The sequence below is a fragment of the Hymenobacter fodinae genome (assembly GCF_004745825.1).
Classification (GTDB): Bacteria; Bacteroidota; Bacteroidia; order Cytophagales; family Hymenobacteraceae; genus Hymenobacter; species Hymenobacter fodinae.
Genome location: NZ_SRLA01000005.1, coordinates 13,581 through 32,505, shown reverse-complemented (window position 1 = coordinate 32,505; position 18,925 = coordinate 13,581). Strand labels below are relative to the sequence as shown.

The window sequence follows — 18,925 nt, the reverse complement described above, 5'->3', positions numbered from 1 at the left end:
TATCCAAATATACAAATCACTATTTAATAAAAAAATGATTTTTTATAACTATTCTACTCTATCACTTTCACAAGATCATAGTACAAATCACATTCTCAGCTTATTAATCTTTAACACGACAAGAAGTGCTAGAAACGAAAAAAAGTCTATCTGCCGAGCGGATAGACTTTCTAGAGTTGATAGGACGAAACTGGGAGGGCTACAGGATTCGCAGCTCTATACGCCGGTTTTGTTGACGATGGACATCTGAATCGTTTGGCATGAGAGGCTTTGTCTCGCCGTAGCCTTTAAACCGTAGCCGATCTGCTTTCACCCCTTGCCCTACCAAGTAGGTATATACCGACTTTGCTCGGTTCTGCGAAAGAGAGAGGTTATCATCGTCGGAGCCGACGTCATCGGTATGACCCGAAATTTCCACTTGTATGTCCGGGTACTGCTTCATAAACGCAATGAGGCGGTTCAGCTCCGTACGGGACTTAGGCTTCAGCTCAAACTCTTTGGTATCGAAGAATAGGTTGTTCAGCACTATGCTGCGTCCTGCTCGTACGGGCTCCAAGTAGATATCCAGCGTCAGTGGGTCAAAGGTCCGTTTGTCGCTGTAATCAAAGCTCAGGCTCTTCATCAGGTACTTGTTGGCAGCAGCGTACATGGCGTACTGCCGGCCTTCATTTAGTACCACGGTATATTCCCCATTCTCAGCATCGGAGCCCACGTACTGCACCAACTCATCGGTGTTTAGGTCATAGAGCTGCACGTCGGCCTGAATCGGCTTCTTCGTTATGGCATCAAATACCCGACCTTGCGTGTATGTGCTCGTTTCGCGGGCCCTGATAATTTCAGGCACTTCGAAGCCGAACAGCTCCACGGGTCGGTCGCGCTCCTGCTTTACGCCCGGCTCTGCAGCGCGGGACCGGGAGCAGAACCCCCGGCGGTTGTCGGAGCTAATGAAAAGGGATGCTTCGTTTTCGAATGTATTCAGCGGGTACCCCAGGTTAGTAGGAATGCTCCACTTGTTGGGCGCCTGCAACTCACACCGATAAATGTCTAGGCCACCCATGCCCACTAGGCCATCGGTAACATAATAGAGGGTAGTGCCGCTGGCATGAATGAACGGAGCCATATCCTTTCCGGACGTGTTAACTGGCTCCCCTAAGTTGCGGGCTGGCGTCCAATTCCCTTGGGCGTCAAGAGTAGTCACGTAGATGTCTTCCTGCCCCTTACCACCGCGTCTAGTACTAGTGAAGTAGAGCGTGCGGCCGTCGGCGGAGAGAGTAGGTTGTGAATCCCACTCCGGCGAGTTCACGCTACGGCCTAGGTTCTGAGGCTTGCTCCAGGTGTTGCCCGTGCGACGCGAAATATATAAGTCGCAATTGCCAACGGAATTAGGCCGGTCGCAGGAGGCAAACACCAAGGTTTTACCGTCTCCGGAAATAGTGCCGGCCCCTTCGTTATAGGGTGTGTTGATTGCCGGTGAAATGGAGGTTGGCTCTCCAATGGTACCCTCCTTGGTGAATCGGCTCACGAACAGATCTTCCCCGCTGTCGGCCGCAGGCCTGCCCGTAAAGAGCAGAAAGCGGCTATCAGCCGTTAAGGCCGGGAAGTATTGGAAACGAAAGTTGTTCAGTGGCTGCCCTAAGCGTTCAGGCTGCGGCCCCGTAGGTGCCGCCATGGCCTTTTGGGCAAACTCGCAGTTTTGCAACTGACGCTGCACGCGAGGCGTATTCCGCAAGTTCTTAGCCCCCGACTTGAGGTACTTCTGATAGCTGTCGGCGGCCGTTTTATATTCCCCGAAGCTCATAGCCAACTCGCCCAACGTAAAATAATCGTTGGCACGGCTGGAGTTTAGGGGCACTTTGCTGACCCCATCCCGGTAAGCCTCAAACGCCAGGCTGTTTTCGCCCATTGCTTTCAGCAAGGAGCCCTTCATGAGGTAAGGCTCTCCCAGGGAAGGAAACTTCTCGTTGAGTTGCTTGAGGGTTTCGAGCGCCTTAGTAAAGTCTCGGTCCTTCGCCTGGCTTTGTGCCTTGTCCCACAGGTTTTTGGCTTTGGTATTTGTGGTTGCCAGCGGGGCCTGTGCTACGGCACTTGTGGGCAGTATCCCGCCGGCCAATAGTAGTACAAACAACGGAGCAGTAAGCAGACGGCGCATAAAGAAGCAGAAGGAGGCTACGGGATATCGAGAAACTTATGGGTTTGTAACGACACCTGCCACTTCGGGTTCTCCTTCACATAGTCAACAATAAGTGGCATCATCTGCGGGGCTTTACTCCACTCGGGCTGTAGATACAGCCGGCAGTTGGGGCTAACCATGGCGGCGTGCTGCTCGGCCCAAGCGAAGTCAGACTTGTTGAACACGATGATTTTCAACTCGTGAGCTGCAGCCAACACTTCGGGTAGAGGAGCCTTAAACTTTTTGGGCGACACACAAATCCAGTCCCATTCTCCACTAAGAGGGTAAGCCCCGGAAGTTTCAATCCAGTTCTGACAGCCAGCTGCGTGCAAGGCCGCTGTGAGGGGGCCTAGATCGTGCATGAGCGGCTCGCCGCCGGTAATAACCACATTGCGCCCGGTATGGGCAGTGGCGTTAGCCACGATGTCAGGAATGCTCATTTTCGGATGAGCATCCGCATCCCAAGACTCTTTCACATCGCACCAGACGCAGCCCACGTCGCAACCGCCGAGCCGGACAAAATAGGCAGCCCGGCCGGTGTTGTAGCCTTCGCCCTGAATGGTGTAAAACTGCTCCATCAAGGGCAGCGCAGGTGCCGGAGCCCCACCTGTCGGGGCCACCGACGCAATAGGAAGTACGTGCAGCAAAACGGGTATTCTGAAAACGGTAAAGCCGGGTCACCAGAAAGGCGGGAACAACTCAGCTCCTAGCCTATTTTCTGGCGGCCCGACTTTAAAAGTAGTACAACGCCCCGAAATCTAAAAGCCTGACATGGCTTTAATTGGATTTTAAAAGGCGAAGCTGTGATTGAAGTGCTTCTTATGCAGTTTTGGTCAGCTAACTAGAAAGCATATGAAGCAGCCTAGCTTGTTTATTTAGTATACACTTCACCCTTCGCGGCCCGCAACGTATTTAGCAACAGCATAGCAATGGTCATCGGGCCTACGCCACCAGGAACCGGGGTAATGTAGGAGCTCAACGGTGCTACCTCCGCGAAGTTTACGTCGCCCTTCAAAGCCCAGCCCGATTTCTTGCTGGCGTCTTCCACGCGGGTGGTACCCACATCAATAATTACGGCACCGGGCTTCACCATATCGGCCGTTACAAACTCCGGCCGGCCTAAAGCTGCTACCAAAATGTCGGCGGTGCGAGTAATTTCGGCTAGGTTCTGGGTGCGTGAGTGGCATAAAGTAACGGTACAGTTACCAGGCTCTAAGTTCTTAGCCAACAGTATGCTAACTGGCGTACCTACAATATTAGACCGCCCGATCACTACGCAGTGCTTGCCATCAGTGGGCAACTCGTAGCGACGTAGCAGCTCCACAATACCCGAGGGAGTTGCCGGCAGCAAAGCCGGTAGGCCAGCTACCATGCGGCCTATATTCATGGGGTGGAATCCATCTACGTCCTTCTCGGGCCGCACGGCTTCTATCACCTTGTTGGTATCAATGTGGCGGGGAAGCGGCAGCTGTACAATGAAGCCGTCGATTTCAGGGTCATTGTTTAGGTTGTCTACCTGGCGCAGCAGTTCGGCCTCCGTAATATCGTCCTCAAAGCGCAGCAACGTGGAGCCGAACCCCACCCGCTCGCAGGCCAGTACCTTATTGCGCACATAGGTTTCAGAACCGCCATCGTGGCCTACCAGGATGGCGGCCAGGTGCGGCACCTTTTGGCCCGCGGCTTTGCGCTGGGCTACCTCGGCGGCAATTTCTTCCTTGATGTTTTCTGCGGTCTGCTTGCCGTCGATGAGTTGATAGGCCGTGGCGTTAGGGGCAGTGATCATGCGGTTTTACTGTTATACTTAGTCTGGTTTTTTCTGGGCTTCGTGAGCGGCAATGGCGGCGGTACCGGCAGCTTGCAGCGCGGCTTCCATAGTAGGCCAGTCATCACGCCACCGGAACTTACGCTCCTGTCCTTTAATAATTTTTTCGAGCTGCTCTGGGCTAGTACAGTTCTTGGTTAGGCTGTTGGTCATAAGATTGAAGTAGTCATACCACGCCGTGTCAAGAAGTGTATGAAGTGAGAAAAAGGAAGCAAGTGCAAACAAAAAAGCGCGGCCTTTGAGAGCCGCGCTTTTCACTTCTAGTCAATTTTTAAGACAGCCAAAAAGGCCTCTTGAGGAATTTCTACGGAGCCTACTTGGCGCATCCGTTTCTTACCCTCTTTCTGCTTTTCCAGCAGCTTGCGCTTCCGCGAGATGTCGCCGCCGTAGCACTTGGCCAGTACGTTTTTGCGCAGGGCCTTCACAGTTTCACGGGCAATAATCTTCTGCCCGATACTAGCCTGGATGGCAATTTCGAACATCTGGCGGGGCAGCAGCTCCCGGAGCTTTTCGCAGAGGCGGCGTCCCCACTCGTACGACTTGCTGCGGTGCACAATGGCCGATAGGGCATCGACCTTCTCTCCGTTCAGCATGATGTCGAGCTTCACCATGTCCGACTCGCGGAAACCGATCAACTCGTAGTCGAGGGAGGCGTAGCCGCGGGAGATAGTTTTGAGCTTGTCGAAGAAGTCGAACACGATTTCCGAGAGTGGCAGCTCAAACGACAGCTCTACCCGCTCACTGGTCAGGTAGCTCTGGCCTTTGATGATGCCACGCTTCTCCATGCACAGCGTGATGATGGGACCTACGTAGTCGGCAGCCGTGATAATCTGGGCCTTGATGTAGGGCTCCTCAATCATCTTGATGGAGTTCGGCTCTGGCATCTCCGACGGCGCGTTGATAGTCAGGTGCTGATCCTTGGTGCCGGTGGCGTGGAACTGCACCGAGGGCACCGTGGTAATCACCGTCATGTTGAACTCGCGCTCCAGACGCTCCTGCACAATTTCCATGTGCAGCATGCCCAGGAAGCCGCAACGGAAGCCAAAGCCGAGGGCCGCCGAGGTTTCTGGCTCCCACACCAACGAGGCATCATTAAGCTGCAGCTTCTCCATAGAGGAGCGCAGTTCTTCGTACTCGGTAGTATCAACCGGGTAGATGCCGGCGAATACCATGGGTTTCACGTCCTCGAACCCGTGAATGGGTTCCGTGGTAGGCCTTGCTACGTGCGTAATCGTGTCGCCTACTTTTACTTCGCGGGCTTCTTTGATACCCGAAATCAGGTAGCCTACGTTGCCAGCGCTGATTTCCTGACGGGGCTCCTGGTTGAGACCCAGAATACCAATTTCATCGGCGCCATATTCCTTGCCGGTCGCCATGAAGCGAAGCTTGTCGCCCTTGCGCATGGTGCCGTTCTTGATACGGAACAGTACCTCAATACCCCGGTAGGAGTTGAATACCGAGTCGAAGATGAGAGCTTGCAGAGGCGCTTCCGGGTCGCCTTTGGGGGCCGGAATCCGCTCACAGATGGCGTTCAGGATGGCTTCGATACCAATGCCCGACTTACCCGAGGCGGGAATAATCTCGTCCCGGTCGCAGCCGATCAGGTCAACAATCTCGTCGGAAACCTCCTCCGGCATGGAGTGAGGCAGGTCGATTTTGTTGAGTACCGGGATGATGGTCAGGTCGGAGCCGATGGCCAGGTACAGGTTTGAAATCGTCTGGGCTTCAATTCCCTGGGAGGAGTCCACAATCAACAGGGCGCCTTCGCAGGCAGCAATGGAGCGGGATACCTCGTAGCTGAAATCGACGTGACCGGGCGTGTCGATCAAGTTAAGCGTATACATTTCCCCTTTGTAGGGGTACTGCATCTGGATGGCGTGGCTCTTGATGGTAATGCCCCGCTCCCGCTCCAGATCCATATTGTCGAGCAGCTGAGCTTGCATATCGCGCTTCGAAACGGTGCTGGTAAATTCCAGCAAGCGGTCGGCCAGGGTGCTCTTGCCGTGGTCGATGTGAGCGATGATGCAGAAATTGCGGATGTTCTTCACTAGAGGCAGTTTTTTCCAAGGGCGAAGGTACGAAGACGGGCCCGTAAAAGCTAACTGAAGCACGCTCTACCCTATTGTAACAGCCAACTACCACTCATCAGTGGCCTAGCCATTGCCCTGCTCCTAACTCTTGCCAAACAGTACCGGCTACCAGAGCGCGAGGTGGCCTAGCCGAAGAAAAGCACCAGCAACCGGCAGAGCTGGTCAGCCTAACTGGTTGCTAGGCAGCAAACGAGTTGGCCACTGCCAATGAAATACCGTTTAAGGCAGAAGCTTTTCTCATTTTCTCCTCTCACCAATCAATTGTATGGGTATTTCTCTCGAATTAGCACAACAAGCCATCCACGCCGCCCACCAAAAGGCGCTCGATCTGGGCGTGAAAATGAATATTGCCGTGGTGGATGCTGGCGCCAACCTCACCGCCTTCATTCGGATGGATGATGCCTGGCTAGGCTCCATTGATATTGCCATTCGGAAGGCCAAAACGGCGCGCTTCTTCGATATGCCCACCGGCGACCTAGGCCAGGCTTCCCAGCCCGGCGGCTCGCTGTACAACATTGAGCACTCCAATGGGGGCCTCATCACCTTTCCCGGCGGCATTCCCATTCTCGATGCCAACGGCCGCGTAGTGGGGGCCATTGGGGTGTCGGGCAGCACTGTGGAGAACGACCACGCGGTGGCCGAAGCGGGGGTGCACGCCGTAGAAAATCAATAGTGGCTTAGGTCGCCTCCGCACTAGGCTTAGCAGCCGGATTGCCTCTGAGGTGATCCGGCTGCTCTGCGTTTGCCTAGGTGCTAGGCCAGGTTGTGCGCATTAGGCACGCTGTTCGACAGGGGTAAAATCCGGGCATACCTCGGCATTTAAGCTCGGTTATCCGTTAGAACTTACTCCTCAGTACCTCAGCCCTATCATATATGCCCGACTATTTGCCGCTGGAAGACTATGGCCTGATTGGCAACCTGCACACCGTAGCGCTGGTGTCGAAGGTGGGCTCCCTCGACTATCTGCCCTTCACCCGCTTCGACTCCCCCACCATTTTCGCGGCTTTACTAGATGCCAAGAAAGGTGGCTCCTGGCTCCTGCAGCCTGTGGGCGATGATGTGCGGAGCAAGCAGCTGTACTTGCCAGATACGGGTATTCTGCTGACCCGCTTTTTCACCGGTGAAGGCATTGCGGAACTCACTGACTTCATGCCCGTGAAGCGCCACGCACAGAATTGCGCCGTGGTGCGCACAGTGCGCGTTATCAAAGGCACTATGGAGTTTCAGATGCGCTGCAGTCCGCGCTTTGATTATGCCCGCACTGCCCACGAGGCCCAGCCGCAGGCGGATGGCTCCATCCTGTTTAAGAGCCACGGCGACGATGGATTTCAGTTCCGGCTGTTGGGGAACCAACCCTTTGAGTTGGCCGACCAAGTAGATGCTACTGGTAGCTGGCGCCTGCACGCCGGCGAAACGGCCAGCTTCGTGATTGAGGCAACTCCCGTCGACGACTCTACCTTTATTGCCCGCGACCTAGGCCACTACACGGAAGCAGCCTTTGAGGACACCCTGAGTTTCTGGCGCGAGTGGGTGGACAGCAGCACGTACACCGGCCGCTGGCGCGAAACTGTGCTTCGCTCTGCCATTACCCTGAAGCTACTTACCTCACTGCAGCACGGCTCTACGGTCGCCGCCGCCACGTTTGCCTTGCCAGAAAGCCCCGGCGGAGAGCGAAACTGGGACTACCGCTACACCTGGATCAGGGACGCGGCCTTCACTATGTACGCTTTCCTGCGGCTGGGCTTTACGCAAGAGTCCAAAGCCTTTTTACGCTGGATTATGCAGCGCTGCCAGGAGCTTACCGATGCCGGCGACCTGCAGCTCATGTACGCCGTTGATGGCACCGCCGACCTGCCCGAATTGGAGCTAGGCCACCTCAGCGGCTACCGCGACTCTCAGCCGGTGCGCATAGGCAACGGCGCGGCTAAGCAGTTTCAGCTGGATATCTATGGGGAGCTGATGGATACCATTTACCTCTACAACAAGTACGGTGGCGGCATCACCTACGACTTCTGGCAGCAGGTCTGCCGCTTAGCTACCTACGTGGTGGAGAATTGGCGCCGCCCCGACCATGGTATTTGGGAGGTGCGCGACCAAGAGCGGGAGTTTCTTTCGGGCAAGATGATGTGCTGGGTAGCCCTAGACCGGGCCATCCGCATTGCCCGCGACCGGTCGTTTCCGGCGCCGCTGGTAGAGTGGCTGCGGGTGCGCGACGAGATTTATGAGGAGGTATACCACAACTTCTGGAGCGAGGAGAAGCAGGCCTTCGTGCAGCACAAGGGCAGCCAGGTTATTGATGCCGCCGTGCTGCTCCTGCCCCTCATGCGCATGTTTAGCCCCGCCGAACCACGGTGGCAGTCGACTATGCGCGCCATTGAGAAGGAGTTGCTCCTTGATTCGCTGATGTTCCGCTACCACGCCGAGGGCGGCGCCACCGACGGCCTCACCGGCGAGGAAGGCACGTTTACCATGTGCTCATTCTGGTACATTGAAAACCTTTCCAGAGGCGGCGAGCTGGATAAGGCCCGTTTACTGTTTGAGAAGTTGCTGGGCTTTGCCAGCCCCCTAGGCCTCTACTCCGAGCAGATTGGGCCGCAAGGGGAACAGATCGGCAATTACCCCCAGGCCTTTACCCACCTGGCTCTCATTAGTACGGCCTTCCAGCTTAACCGCGACTTGGATGCCCGTCACAACGGCACCGTGGGCGGCCACCAGTTCGTCTAGGTCTAAGCCTCAGCAAACCGCCTTGTGTTTAAGCCAAGCTCAGCAGTAGGCATTGCTTTTATTCTTGCAGCATTGATGCAAGAATAAAAGCAATGCCTACATTTGTTCTTCATCTGCATGGTGTAAGGCTTGCTCAAACAACGAAACATAGTAGCATGGTGGCTATTACTGCTGCTGGCCCGGGTGCTAACCCCGGAAGCTGCCTTGTTGCGCCTGCACTTCCACCAGCATACCACTAAAGAGGTAGCTATTCCGCAGCAAGGCAAGGCCGCCGGCAAGAAAGTGCTCACGGCCCAGCACCTGCACTGCCACACCGAGCAGCTGTACGATGTACCCTTTCAATCCGCTGACCCCGTTAGGCTGACGGAGGTAATGCGGGAACTGCAGTTTGCGCGCTACCGGGTACCGGCCTCCGAGGCACCTACCCTGCATCTGCTCGACGGCGCTTCGCTGCGCGGTCCGCCCGCCCGGGCCTAGATACCAGCTTTATTTCTTGCTCACTCCTGCCTTCATGGGAGTGGCCTAGCGGGTGCATAACACCCTCACTAGTTCAGTTGCGCCCGTCTACACCAACTGTCGAGGTAGAGCCGCGCCCTTGTTTTCCGAGTAGGTCATTGTGCGCCCTGTCCCTCAGGTGAGCACTGGGTACCGTGCGCTCCATTGGCCGCATGGGCATGGCTTCATCATTCCCCTCCCCTTCATTCTTCATGTCTGCACCGCCAGGAGCCATTGCTGCTCACTGGTCCGGCACGCCCTTTTTCTATGTCCCGACTTTTAGTCTTTCTGCTATTGTTTTTTCCTCTGCTGGCGTCGGCCCAAACCCTGGGCCGCATTACCGGGCGCGTGACCAACCCGGCCGGCCAGGCCCTAGATGGGGTTACTGTGGTAGAACATACCGGCCGCTTTATATCCCTGACCGGGGCTGATGGCAAGTTTTCGCTTGATCAACTCCCCTTGGCCGAGTACACCCTCATTACCCGCAGCCTAGGCCACCAGGAGCAGCGCCGCACGGTGGTGCTGAGCCTCGAAACCCCAAACATAACTGTTGATTTTACGCTGCAGAGCAGCACCAATGCCCTGCAGGAAGTGGAGGTACTGGGCCGCAAGGAAACCAGTTACAAGAGCGACTATAGCTTTGTGGGGACCCGTACAGCCACGGCCCTCATTGACGTGCCGCAGTCCATTTCTACGGTGACCAAGGAGCTGATGGAAGACCGGCAGGCCTACCGCCTTACCGAGACGGTGCGCAACGTGGCCGGCGTAACCCAGTACTCCCACTACGATGACTTTACAATTCGGGGCTTCCGAAACGGCTACGAGAGCGGCTTCCGCCTCCTGAACGGTCTGCGCTCCGGCTTCAGCTACGGCAACTCGTTCACGCAAGCGCCGCTCACCGTGAATCTGGAGCGCGTGGAAGTTCTGAAAGGACCCGGTGCAGCTTTGTTTGGCGACATCAACCCCGGCGGCACCATCAACATGGTGACCAAAAAGCCGCTTGATGTAGACCGCAAGGCGGTGACCTTCTCCACCGGCAGCTTCAACGCCATCCGCTCCACTGTTGACTTCACCGGCCCCCTGAACGAGCAGAAAAACCTGCTCTACCGCTTCAATGCAGGCTACGAGAAAACCAACACCTTCCGGGACGTGAATGACACGAAGTCGCTGATGATTGCGCCCACCGTGACGTTTCTGGTATCGCCCAAAACCACACTGAATGCCGAGTTGGTGTACACCCACATTGATGGCTACCTCGACCGGGGCCTGCCAATCAAGGGTAATGACTTGTACGCCGTGCCCCGCTCCTTCACCCTGAGCCAGCCCAGCGACTATTTCCGCACCAACACCACCTACCTCAACGCCTCGCTCACCCACAAATTCACCGACTGGCTCTCGTTCAACGCCTCTTACCTCGACTTCACCTACAACGAGAACCTGAGCGAACACCGCACCCTAAACAGCTACGCCGATGCGCCCGCCAATACGGTGATGAACCTGCGCTACTTCGACCGCCGGGCCGAGGAATACACCAAAAACCTGTCGGGCTACTTCTCGCTGAGCCGCAACACGGGCTCTCTGGCCCACAAAGTAGTAGTTGGGGCCGACTACATCCGCTTCAACACCGACAAGCAGAGCACCATGTTTGAGGCCCGACAGAAGCTGGTGAACGGCGTGGCTACGCCCCTGACATTCGACCTGAAAAGCCCGCTTTACGAAATCCAGGACCCCACGAAGTACGTTCGCCGGCCCCTGCCCCAGTTCTTCGTTGACTACATCAACTCCGTGTACCACACCGTAGGCCTCTACGCCCAGGACCAAGTAGATGTCACCTCGCGCCTAGGCCTGCTGCTGAGCCTGCGCTACGAGCTGTTTGCCGATGAGCGCGACTACGGTGACGGCTCCACCACCATTCCGCAGCGCAAGCTGCTGCCCCGTGCCGGCCTTACCTATGCCCTACGTGATAACCTGAACTACTTCGTCAGCTACAGCTCCGGCTTCCGGCCGCTCAAGCCCGAGTACATCCGCTTCCCCGAGCGCTACGGCCGCAGCACGGCCTTCAGCCCCGAAACTAGCTACCAGGTAGAAACTGGTCTGAAGGGCGAATTCTTCAATAAGGCCCTATTTGGCACCGTGGCAGCCTACCAGATTGTGAAGCGCAATCAACTGGTCAGCACCGGCTCGCTGACGGCCGATGGGGCCCCGGTTTACCGTCAAAACGGACAGGCCCGCTCGCGCGGCGCGGAAGTAGAAGTTACCGGCAACGTGCTCCCCAACCTGAGCCTGAACGCCGCCTATGCCTTCAACCACACCGAAGTGCTGCAGGCCGACCTCCCGGCCGAAAATGGCCAGCCGCTGGCCAACGCGCCCAAGCACTCGGGGGGGCTGTGGGCCAAGTACACCTTTACCACGCCGGCCCTGCGCGGGCTGGGCATTGCTGTAGGCGGCAACCACGTAGGCCAGCGCCGCACCGAAAACCAGATTCGGGCAGTGGGCACCGGCGAGCTGTACTGGGGCCACTGGCCTAGCTACACCGTGGCCGACGTGGCCCTATTCTACAATACGGGCCGGTTCAACTTCCACGCCAACCTCAACAACGTGTTCGACAAGTATTACTTCGTCGGCGGCTACGATTTCTTCCGCGCCAGCCCCGGCGCCCCCCGCAATTTCATGGCGACCCTGGGGTATTCCTTCTAAAGGTTTGGCTTGGAGCACACGAAGAGCTATAGACTAGAACTAGTTCCCCTCCTCAGCTGAGGAGGGGTGAGGGGTGGTTGACTGGCCTAGAACAGCAACTTGAACTAGACTCTAATAGACGTGCAACGCTCCGGTCAACCACCCCTAGCCCCTCCTTTCCAAGGAGGGGAACTAGATTACCTCTAGTAATAAAAACATCAATCACACTGCGAATGACGTACATTTTAGAAGCCAAGGACTTGCGCAAGCAGTACCCCGATAAGCTGGCCTTGCGGGGACTAAACCTGCAGATTGAAGCGGGGGAAGTGTTCTGCCTACTCGGGCAGAATGGGGCGGGCAAGTCCACCACCATCAACCTGTTTCTGGGGTTTGTGCAGCCTACCTCGGGCGCGGCGTACATCAACGGGCTGGAAGTGGCCAAGAACCCGCTGGAAATCAAGCAGCACCTGGCCTACATTCCGGAGAACGTAATGCTCTACCCCCACCTGACTGGCCTGGAGAACTTGAACTTGTTTAGTCGGCTGGCGGGCTTTGCCTATGCGGAAAGCGAACTGCGCCGCTACCTGGAGCACGCCGGCCTGCCCGCCGAGGCGGTGCAACGCCGGGTAGGCACCTACTCCAAGGGCATGCGCCAGAAAGTGGGCATTGCCATTGCGGTGGCCAAGCACGCCAAAGTACTGCTGCTCGATGAGCCCACCTCCGGCCTCGACCCCAAAGCCAGCAATGAGTTTTCGGAGCTGCTGCGCCAGCTTAGCGGGCAGGGCACGGCCGTGTTCATGGCCACCCACGATATTTTCCGGGCCAAGGAAGTGGGCACCCGGGTGGGCATTATGCGCGAGGGTGAATTGGTGGACGTGCGCCCCACCACCCTGCTCAACGCCAACGAGCTGGAGCAGCTTTACCTCCACTACACCCACTAGCCCATGATGCAGAGCATTGCCCAGAAAGAGTTTGTGAGCACCCTGCGCGACCGACGCTTCGTGGTGCTGAGCGTGCTGGTGCTAGGCCTGTTGCTGGCCGCCACGCTGGTGGGCCGGGCCAGGTACCGCACCCTGCAGCAGGAGCGCGCCGTGGCCCAGCAAACCGTAAATGACCAATTCCACCACCAACCTAACCGCCACCCCCACCGGGTGGCACACTACGGCTCCTTTGCCTTCCGGCCAAAGTCGGGCCTGAGTTTGCTTGACTCGGGGCTGGATTCGTTTACCGGGGCCTCCGTGTTTCTGGAGGCCCACCAGCAGAACAGCGTCAACTTCAGCCAGGCTCAGCAGTCGGGCTCCCTCATCCGGTTCGGGGAGCTGACGGTTGCCTTCGTGCTGCAACAGCTGGTGCCCCTGCTGATTATATTCCTGTGCTTTAGTGCCTTCACCGAAGAGCGCGAAACTGGTACCCTCAAGCTGCTGCTGAGCCAAGGCGTGTCGCTGCGGCAAGTGGCCTGGGGCAAGGTGGCGGGCTACGGCCGGGCGGTGGCTTTGGTGGTAGCACCTGCCCTGCTGCTGGCGGCTTGGCTGCTGTTTGGGCAGGAAGAAGTAGCCGGCAGCCCCGATGTATGGACGCGGCTAGGCCTGTTCGTGCTGAGCTACGCGGTGTATTTCTTCCTCTGGATAGTAGGCTCGGTCGTAGTATCGGCCTGGCAGGAGCACGCACGATCAGCTCTTATTACGCTGTTGGGCTGCTGGATGCTGGGCACCATCATTCTGCCCAAAGCCACCGCCAACGTGGGCGCCCACCTCTTCCCCACCATCACCAAAGCCCAGATGGATGCCGAGGTGCACGAGCAGGCCCAGCGCGGCATCAACGGCCACGATCCGCAGGACAAGCGCTCGGCGGCGCTCAAAGAAGGCCTGCTCAAGAAGTACGGGGTGACTTCGGAAAAGGAACTGCCCGTGAGCGTAGCCGGCTTGGTGATGGCCGAAAGTGAAGCCTACACCAGCAAGGTGTATCAGCAGCACTTCGCGGACCTCACCCGCACCTACGAGCGCCAAAACGCCCTGTCTACCTGGGCGGGTCTGCTGAACCCCTACCAGGCTATCCGGCCGCTTTCCATGGGTCTGGCTGGCTCCGACTTTGCCCACTACGTGCACTTCCAGCAGGCCGCCGAAGCCTACCGCTACCAGTTGGTACAGCGCCTTAACCAGTTGCAGGCCGGCATGGGTTACGGCGACAAGGAGCGCAAGCTGGATGCGGCCACCTGGCGGGCCATTCCCACCTTCGAGTACGAAGCCCCGCCCTTGGGTTGGGCCTTGGGCTACCTGCTGGTACCCACGCTGGCCCTGTTGCTGTGGGCCGTGGGCCTGTGCTGGCTGGGCCTGAAGGTGATTGATAACACAAGAGTTGCGTAAGTCGATGAAGACATTCTGGATTTTGTTTGCCGCCGAGTGGCGCCACTTCAGGGCCGCCAAAGGTCTAGTGCTGCTAACCAGCCTAGTGCTGCTAGTAGGCCTATACGGTATCTACTACGGCACTTCTGAAATAAACCGGCAGCGCCAGCACCTGGCCGAGTTGCCTGCCCTAGCCCGCCACAACGTGGAGGAGCTGAAAGTGAAGTTCCCCGACGAGGCCGATGCCGGCGAAATCGGGTACTACCACACCACCTTTGCGGTGCACCACCCCACGCCCTGGGCCAGCCTCGCCCTGGGCCAGCGCGACGTGAACCCCTACTACGTGAAGCTGCGCCTGCTAGGCCTGCAGGGTCAGCTCTACGCCTCCGAAAACGTAAACCCCACCAAGGCCCTTAGTGGCAACTTTGATCTGGCCTTCGTGCTGGTGTACCTGTTTCCGCTCCTGATTATTGCCCTCTGCTTTAATCTGCTCTCTTACGAAAAAGAACAGGGCATTCTGACGCTGCTGCTAGCTCAGCCGGTGAGTGCCGCCACCCTGGTGGCGGCCAAGCTGGCGTTCCGCGTGGCGCTGGTGCTGGGCCTGGTGCTGGTACTGTCGGGGGTGGCCATGTTGTGGGCCCAGGTGCCGCCAGATGGGCGCGTAGGCCTGTGGCTGGCGCTGGTGGTACTGTACTGTCTGTTTTGGTTTGCGGTGGCCTTTCTGGTTACCAGCTGGCAGCGCACCTCGGCCTTCAACGCCGTGGCGCTGGTGGGCGTGTGGCTGGTGCTGGTGGTGCTGGTGCCGGGCCTGCTGAACGTGTTTGTAAGTGCCGCCCGCCCCGTGCCCCAGGGCCTGGAGCTGACCATCAAGCAGCGCGACGAAATTCATGGGGGCTGGGACAAGCCCAAGACCGAAACCATGAACCGCTTTTTTGCCCTCTACCCGCAGTATCGTGACACGGCCACTATTAAAGAGCGCTTCGTGTGGCGCTGGTACTACGCCTTCCAGCACCTCGGCGACCAGTCGGTGCAGGAACTGGCTTCTGCCTATACCGATGGCCTGCGCCAACGCTACGAGCTGGTGAACCGCCTCAACTGGCTTTCGCCCGCCATCAACGCCCAAACTAGCCTCAACGCCCTCGCTGGCACCGATTTGCCCGCTCACCTGGCGTTCCAGCAGAGCGCCACCCGCTACCACGATGCGCTGCGCGGATTCTACTACCCCTACCTCTTCCACAAAGTAGCCTTCACCCACGCCGACTACGCCAAGGAGCCCACCCACACTTTCACCAGCACCTCCGACCCCACCACCGCCCTCAGCGGCCTGGGCAAGCTGCTGGTGAGCACGGGAGCCGTGCTGGTAGCCGGGCTGCTGTTGTTCCGGGCGCGGCCCGTCAACCCGCGCTAGGTGGCCTAGCCAGCCGCTGCTGGCCGGGCCGATTGTCCACTATTTCTTTTTCGCATGCCTTTCCGAGTTCTGCTTACCATCTTCCTTTTCGCTTTTCAACACCTGGCTCTCGCGGCCGTAAAGCCATTTTCTTTCCGCAACGAAACCATTAAGCCCGGCACTAAACGCTCCATGCTGCTGTCGGTGGTAGCGGGCCGCGACAGTACCGTGATTCCGGTTACCGTATTTCACGGCACCAAACCGGGGCCGGTGCTGGGCATCACGGCTGGCGTGCATGGCTACGAGTACCCGCCCATTCTGGCGGCCCAGCAGTTTGCGCAGGCCCTCGACCCGGCCCAGCTCAGCGGCACCCTTATTCTGGTGCACCTGGCCAACGTGCCGGGCTTCCTGGGGCACCGCACCGACGTCAACCCCCTCGACAACAAAAACCTGAACCGGGTATTTCCGGGCAAGGCCGACGGCACCATTACCGAGCGGATGGCCTGGGTGCTGAGCAACGACATCATCGGCCGCTGCAACTACTTCGTGGATGTGCACGCCGGCGACGCCCCCGAAGACCTACGCCCCTACTCCGGCTACTACAACTACTTCGACCAGCCCGAAGCCTCGGAAAAAGCCCGCCAGATGGCCGTGGCCATGGGCTTCCCCTACGTGGTGCAGTTCGGCAATGAGCCCACGCTCAAGGAAGAAAGCATCTATTGCTCGCGCGAAGCCACCAAGCGCGGCATTCCGGCCGCCGATATTGAGTGCGGCCGCTTGGGCCTCCCCGAGGCCGAGAACGTAGCCCAGATCAAGCAAGCCCTGCACCGGCTCCTAGGCCACCTAGGCCTCACGGCCAACAAGCCTGCCCCCAATCAGCCCCTGCTCATTGCCCGGCGCACCACCATCAGCAGCACCCTTACCGGTTTTTTCTACCCGCAGGTAAAGGCCGGCGAGTACGTGTACAAGGGCCGTACGCTAGGCCACCTCACCGACCTGTTCGGCAACCACCTGGCCGACGTGGTGTCGTCGGTGGATGGGGTGATACTCTACATGAGCAGCGCCCCTCCCATCAGCAAAGGCGAGGACCTGTTCAGCATCGGCAACATCCCGCCGGGGGGTCAGTCGCAGCGCTGAGGTTGCCCCAGTATTAGGCAGAATATATATGTATTGAAGTGAACGTCATGCTGAGCTTGCCGAAACATCTCTACCGCGTCTCTAGGCCTGTTGGTTAGCCAGAGGTAAAGATGCTTCGGCTTCGCTCAGCATGACGTCCCTTTGTTACAGGAAGGTGTCAATTCATCAGGGACGGTACTCGGCCATCAAGAGTACAGATGCGTTTTTTCTGACTTCCTTGCAATACGATAAGCAGCCCGCCTTCCCTCCTATGAAACTACTCTTCTGTTCCGCCGCGCTTTTCCTCACGGCTTCTACCGTCATGGCTCAATCTCTTACTGGCCTACGCTGGCAAAACGTCCCGGCCAAATCCACCGTTTCTGCGTCTAAACTGCAGGTGCAGGTGGAAGGCGGCACCGACTTCTGGCGCGTGACCCACTACGGCTTCATCCGCGACAACGGCCACTTCTACTACCAAGAGCAGGAGGGCGACTTCCTCGCCAAGGTGAAAGTGGTAGGCCAGTACAAGGAGCTGTATGATCAGGCCGGCCTCATGATTCGACTGGATGAGAAGAACTGGATCAAGACCGGCATCGAGTACGTGAAGGGCGTGCAGAACGTCAGCGCCGTGGTAACGCGGGAGGTGTCTGACTGGTCGGTGGTGCCGCGCCAGGATAGCCCCAAGGCCGTGTGGCTCACCCTGCTGCGCAAGGGCGACTACGTGGAAATTCAGTATTCTTTCGACAACAAAGACTTCAAGATGCTGCGCCTAGCCTACTTCCCGCCCACCCCCGGCAAGAAAGTGCAGATAGGTCTGATGTGCGCCGCCCCCGATGGCAAGGGCTTCCCCGTAGAATTTGAGGAGTTTTCGATTACGCCCGTTACCGCCACCAAGTAGGCGTTTCCGTTTAAGTAAATAGTGAGAAGCAGTAGGCCTGTCTGGATGCAGACGTGAGCTTACTGCTTCTTTGCTTTTCAGGAACTGAATGGCCTAGGCCAGTCGGGAGTTTGGCGGCAATGCAACTGACTGGCCTAGCCAGCTACTCTACACCGGACACTGCCTATTCTTTCGCTTGTCCTGTATGATGTTCAACTGGCTTCACGCTCTATCCTTCATCACCTTCACTACTCATTCGTCAGCAAGCCGCTTCAGGCTAGGCCTTAGCTTGAGCGCAGTTGTTTTCCTCTACTTCATTACGGCTACCCAGGCGTGGGCCCAAACGGCGCTAGGCCACATCACCCGCGCTGACTCAGGTGCCCCAGTACCCTACGCGTCCGTGGGAGTGAAAGGCAAGCCCCTTGGCACCGTAGCCAACGAAGCCGGGCAGTTCCGACTCCAGACGTTGGAGCAGGCCCTTCCCACCGATACTGTGGTGGTTTCCTGTGTTGGTTTCTTGCCCCAGCAGCGCCTAGCCTCTGAGTTGAGGCTGCACCCGGCGGTTGTGCTTACCCCGCAAGCCACCCAGCTTAAGGAGGTAGCTGTCCGCCACGGGAAGCTAACCCCGCACGTGTTGGGCCGGGAAGCCGCGGGGGGCATGGCGCACTGGGGCAACTGGGCCCCCAAAGACAGCTTACCCAAGGACAAGCGCGGGTGGGAAGTCGGCACCTTTCTTACGCCATCGGCCAACTGCTTTGTCGATGCCTTCTCGCTGTATGTAGAGCGCAATAACTTTAGGTTTGTGCGCTTTCGCATAAAGCTCTACGCCGCGGAAGGCAACCACCCTACCACCCTGCTCACCGACCAGGACATGCAGTTTGTGCTTGGCGACCAGCAACTGGGCTGGGTGAAGGTCGACCTCCGCCCCTACAACCTCCACCTGAAAAAGGACCAGAAGATTGCCCTGGCCCTGCAGTGGCTTGATAACGACGAGCCTGTGACTACGGGCAAGCACCTGAGCGTACCGGCCGCCTTCCCCGACCCATTCCGCCGCGCCTACGTCCGCGACAAGAGCGAGGCGGGGTGGCAGCTGTATCCGGTTAACCCCAGCATGAACCTGAGCGTGCAGGCCTACAAAGAGTAAGAGGTGGCCTAGGCCACTGGGGGCAGGCTTCGGGCTTAGCTCGGCTTTAACAGAAAGCAACCTGAAGCGTAAGTAGTTAGAG

The 18,925-nt window shown here is 57.9% G+C and carries 15 protein-coding genes; 10 read left to right on the top strand and 5 right to left on the bottom strand.

What is annotated here, in order from left to right; translation table 11 throughout:
• Positions 1 to 199: 199 nt before the first annotated feature.
• The 5 genes from EU556_RS20360 to lepA all read right to left on the bottom strand — a co-directional run bounded on the left by EU556_RS20360 (position 200) and on the right by lepA (position 6,040).
• Complete coding sequence (locus tag EU556_RS20360) at positions 200 to 2,149, bottom strand: OmpA family protein (RefSeq protein WP_135435994.1); 1,950 nt, start codon at positions 2,147 to 2,149, stop codon at positions 200 to 202.
• 17 nt (positions 2,150 to 2,166) lie between these two features.
• On the bottom strand, positions 2,167 to 2,748 hold the full coding sequence (locus EU556_RS20355; protein WP_135436472.1) for a 7-carboxy-7-deazaguanine synthase QueE: 582 nt from the start codon (positions 2,746 to 2,748) through the stop codon (positions 2,167 to 2,169).
• Positions 2,749 to 3,041: 293 nt separating this feature from the next.
• Positions 3,042 to 3,953: a bifunctional 5,10-methylenetetrahydrofolate dehydrogenase/5,10-methenyltetrahydrofolate cyclohydrolase gene (locus EU556_RS20350; protein ID WP_135435993.1), complete on the bottom strand. Its 912-nt coding sequence runs from the start codon at positions 3,951 to 3,953 to the stop codon at positions 3,042 to 3,044.
• 18 nt (positions 3,954 to 3,971) lie between these two features.
• Complete coding sequence (locus EU556_RS26160) at positions 3,972 to 4,145, bottom strand: hypothetical protein (protein ID WP_167855658.1); 174 nt, start codon at positions 4,143 to 4,145, stop codon at positions 3,972 to 3,974.
• 107 nt (positions 4,146 to 4,252) lie between these two features.
• A complete protein-coding gene (gene lepA / locus EU556_RS20345) occupies positions 4,253 to 6,040 on the bottom strand; it encodes a translation elongation factor 4 (RefSeq protein WP_135435992.1) in 1,788 nt (595 codons plus the stop codon).
• A gap of 307 nt (positions 6,041 to 6,347) precedes the next feature.
• Here lepA and EU556_RS20340 point away from each other — a divergent pair, with 307 nt between their 5' ends.
• The 10 genes from EU556_RS20340 (at position 6,348) to EU556_RS20295 (ending at position 18,843) form a co-directional block, all read left to right on the top strand.
• Complete coding sequence (locus EU556_RS20340; protein ID WP_135435991.1) at positions 6,348 to 6,755, top strand: GlcG/HbpS family heme-binding protein; 408 nt, start codon at positions 6,348 to 6,350, stop codon at positions 6,753 to 6,755.
• 200 nt (positions 6,756 to 6,955) lie between these two features.
• A complete protein-coding gene (locus EU556_RS20335) occupies positions 6,956 to 8,806 on the top strand; it encodes a glycoside hydrolase family 15 protein (protein WP_135435990.1) in 1,851 nt (616 codons plus the stop codon).
• A gap of 129 nt (positions 8,807 to 8,935) precedes the next feature.
• Entirely contained in the window at positions 8,936 to 9,283 is a 348-nt protein-coding gene (locus tag EU556_RS20330; RefSeq protein WP_135435989.1) for a hypothetical protein, read from the top strand.
• A gap of 285 nt (positions 9,284 to 9,568) precedes the next feature.
• Entirely contained in the window at positions 9,569 to 11,998 is a 2,430-nt protein-coding gene (locus EU556_RS20325) for a TonB-dependent receptor (protein ID WP_135435988.1), read from the top strand.
• A 212-nt stretch (positions 11,999 to 12,210) separates the two neighbouring features.
• On the top strand, positions 12,211 to 12,918 hold the full coding sequence (locus EU556_RS20320; RefSeq protein ID WP_317128725.1) for an ABC transporter ATP-binding protein: 708 nt from the start codon (positions 12,211 to 12,213) through the stop codon (positions 12,916 to 12,918).
• A gap of 3 nt (positions 12,919 to 12,921) precedes the next feature.
• Positions 12,922 to 14,340 (top strand): ABC transporter permease, encoded by a 1,419-nt coding sequence (locus EU556_RS20315; protein WP_135435987.1) that lies wholly within the window; start codon positions 12,922 to 12,924, stop codon positions 14,338 to 14,340.
• Positions 14,341 to 14,344: 4 nt separating this feature from the next.
• Entirely contained in the window at positions 14,345 to 15,727 is a 1,383-nt protein-coding gene (locus EU556_RS20310) for an ABC transporter permease (RefSeq protein ID WP_135435986.1), read from the top strand.
• A 54-nt stretch (positions 15,728 to 15,781) separates the two neighbouring features.
• Positions 15,782 to 16,843 (top strand): M14 family metallopeptidase, encoded by a 1,062-nt coding sequence (locus tag EU556_RS20305; RefSeq protein ID WP_135435985.1) that lies wholly within the window; start codon positions 15,782 to 15,784, stop codon positions 16,841 to 16,843.
• Between the two features lie 250 nt (positions 16,844 to 17,093).
• Positions 17,094 to 17,720: a DUF1349 domain-containing protein gene (locus EU556_RS20300; protein ID WP_135435984.1), complete on the top strand. Its 627-nt coding sequence runs from the start codon at positions 17,094 to 17,096 to the stop codon at positions 17,718 to 17,720.
• Between the two features lie 268 nt (positions 17,721 to 17,988).
• Complete coding sequence (locus tag EU556_RS20295) at positions 17,989 to 18,843, top strand: carboxypeptidase-like regulatory domain-containing protein (protein ID WP_167855657.1); 855 nt, start codon at positions 17,989 to 17,991, stop codon at positions 18,841 to 18,843.
• The last annotated feature ends 82 nt before the right edge of the window (positions 18,844 to 18,925 follow it).

What these genes read in the sequence shown, in the direction of transcription:
- EU556_RS20360 (WP_135435994.1), bottom strand. Translation starts at nt 2,149, where the DNA reads ATGCGCCGTCTGCTTACTGCTCCGTTGTTTGTACTACTATTGGCCGGC.
- EU556_RS20355 (WP_135436472.1), bottom strand. Translation starts at nt 2,748, where the DNA reads ATGGAGCAGTTTTACACCATTCAGGGCGAAGGCTACAACACCGGCCGG.
- EU556_RS20350 (WP_135435993.1), bottom strand. Translation starts at nt 3,953, where the DNA reads ATGATCACTGCCCCTAACGCCACGGCCTATCAACTCATCGACGGCAAG.
- EU556_RS26160 (WP_167855658.1), bottom strand. Translation starts at nt 4,145, where the DNA reads ATGACCAACAGCCTAACCAAGAACTGTACTAGCCCAGAGCAGCTCGAA.
- EU556_RS20340 (WP_135435991.1), top strand. Translation starts at nt 6,348, where the DNA reads ATGGGTATTTCTCTCGAATTAGCACAACAAGCCATCCACGCCGCCCAC.
- EU556_RS20335 (WP_135435990.1), top strand. Translation starts at nt 6,956, where the DNA reads ATGCCCGACTATTTGCCGCTGGAAGACTATGGCCTGATTGGCAACCTG.
- EU556_RS20325 (WP_135435988.1), top strand. Translation starts at nt 9,569, where the DNA reads ATGTCCCGACTTTTAGTCTTTCTGCTATTGTTTTTTCCTCTGCTGGCG.
- EU556_RS20320 (WP_317128725.1), top strand. Translation starts at nt 12,211, where the DNA reads ATGACGTACATTTTAGAAGCCAAGGACTTGCGCAAGCAGTACCCCGAT.
- EU556_RS20315 (WP_135435987.1), top strand. Translation starts at nt 12,922, where the DNA reads ATGATGCAGAGCATTGCCCAGAAAGAGTTTGTGAGCACCCTGCGCGAC.
- EU556_RS20310 (WP_135435986.1), top strand. Translation starts at nt 14,345, where the DNA reads ATGAAGACATTCTGGATTTTGTTTGCCGCCGAGTGGCGCCACTTCAGG.
- EU556_RS20305 (WP_135435985.1), top strand. Translation starts at nt 15,782, where the DNA reads ATGCCTTTCCGAGTTCTGCTTACCATCTTCCTTTTCGCTTTTCAACAC.
- EU556_RS20300 (WP_135435984.1), top strand. Translation starts at nt 17,094, where the DNA reads ATGAAACTACTCTTCTGTTCCGCCGCGCTTTTCCTCACGGCTTCTACC.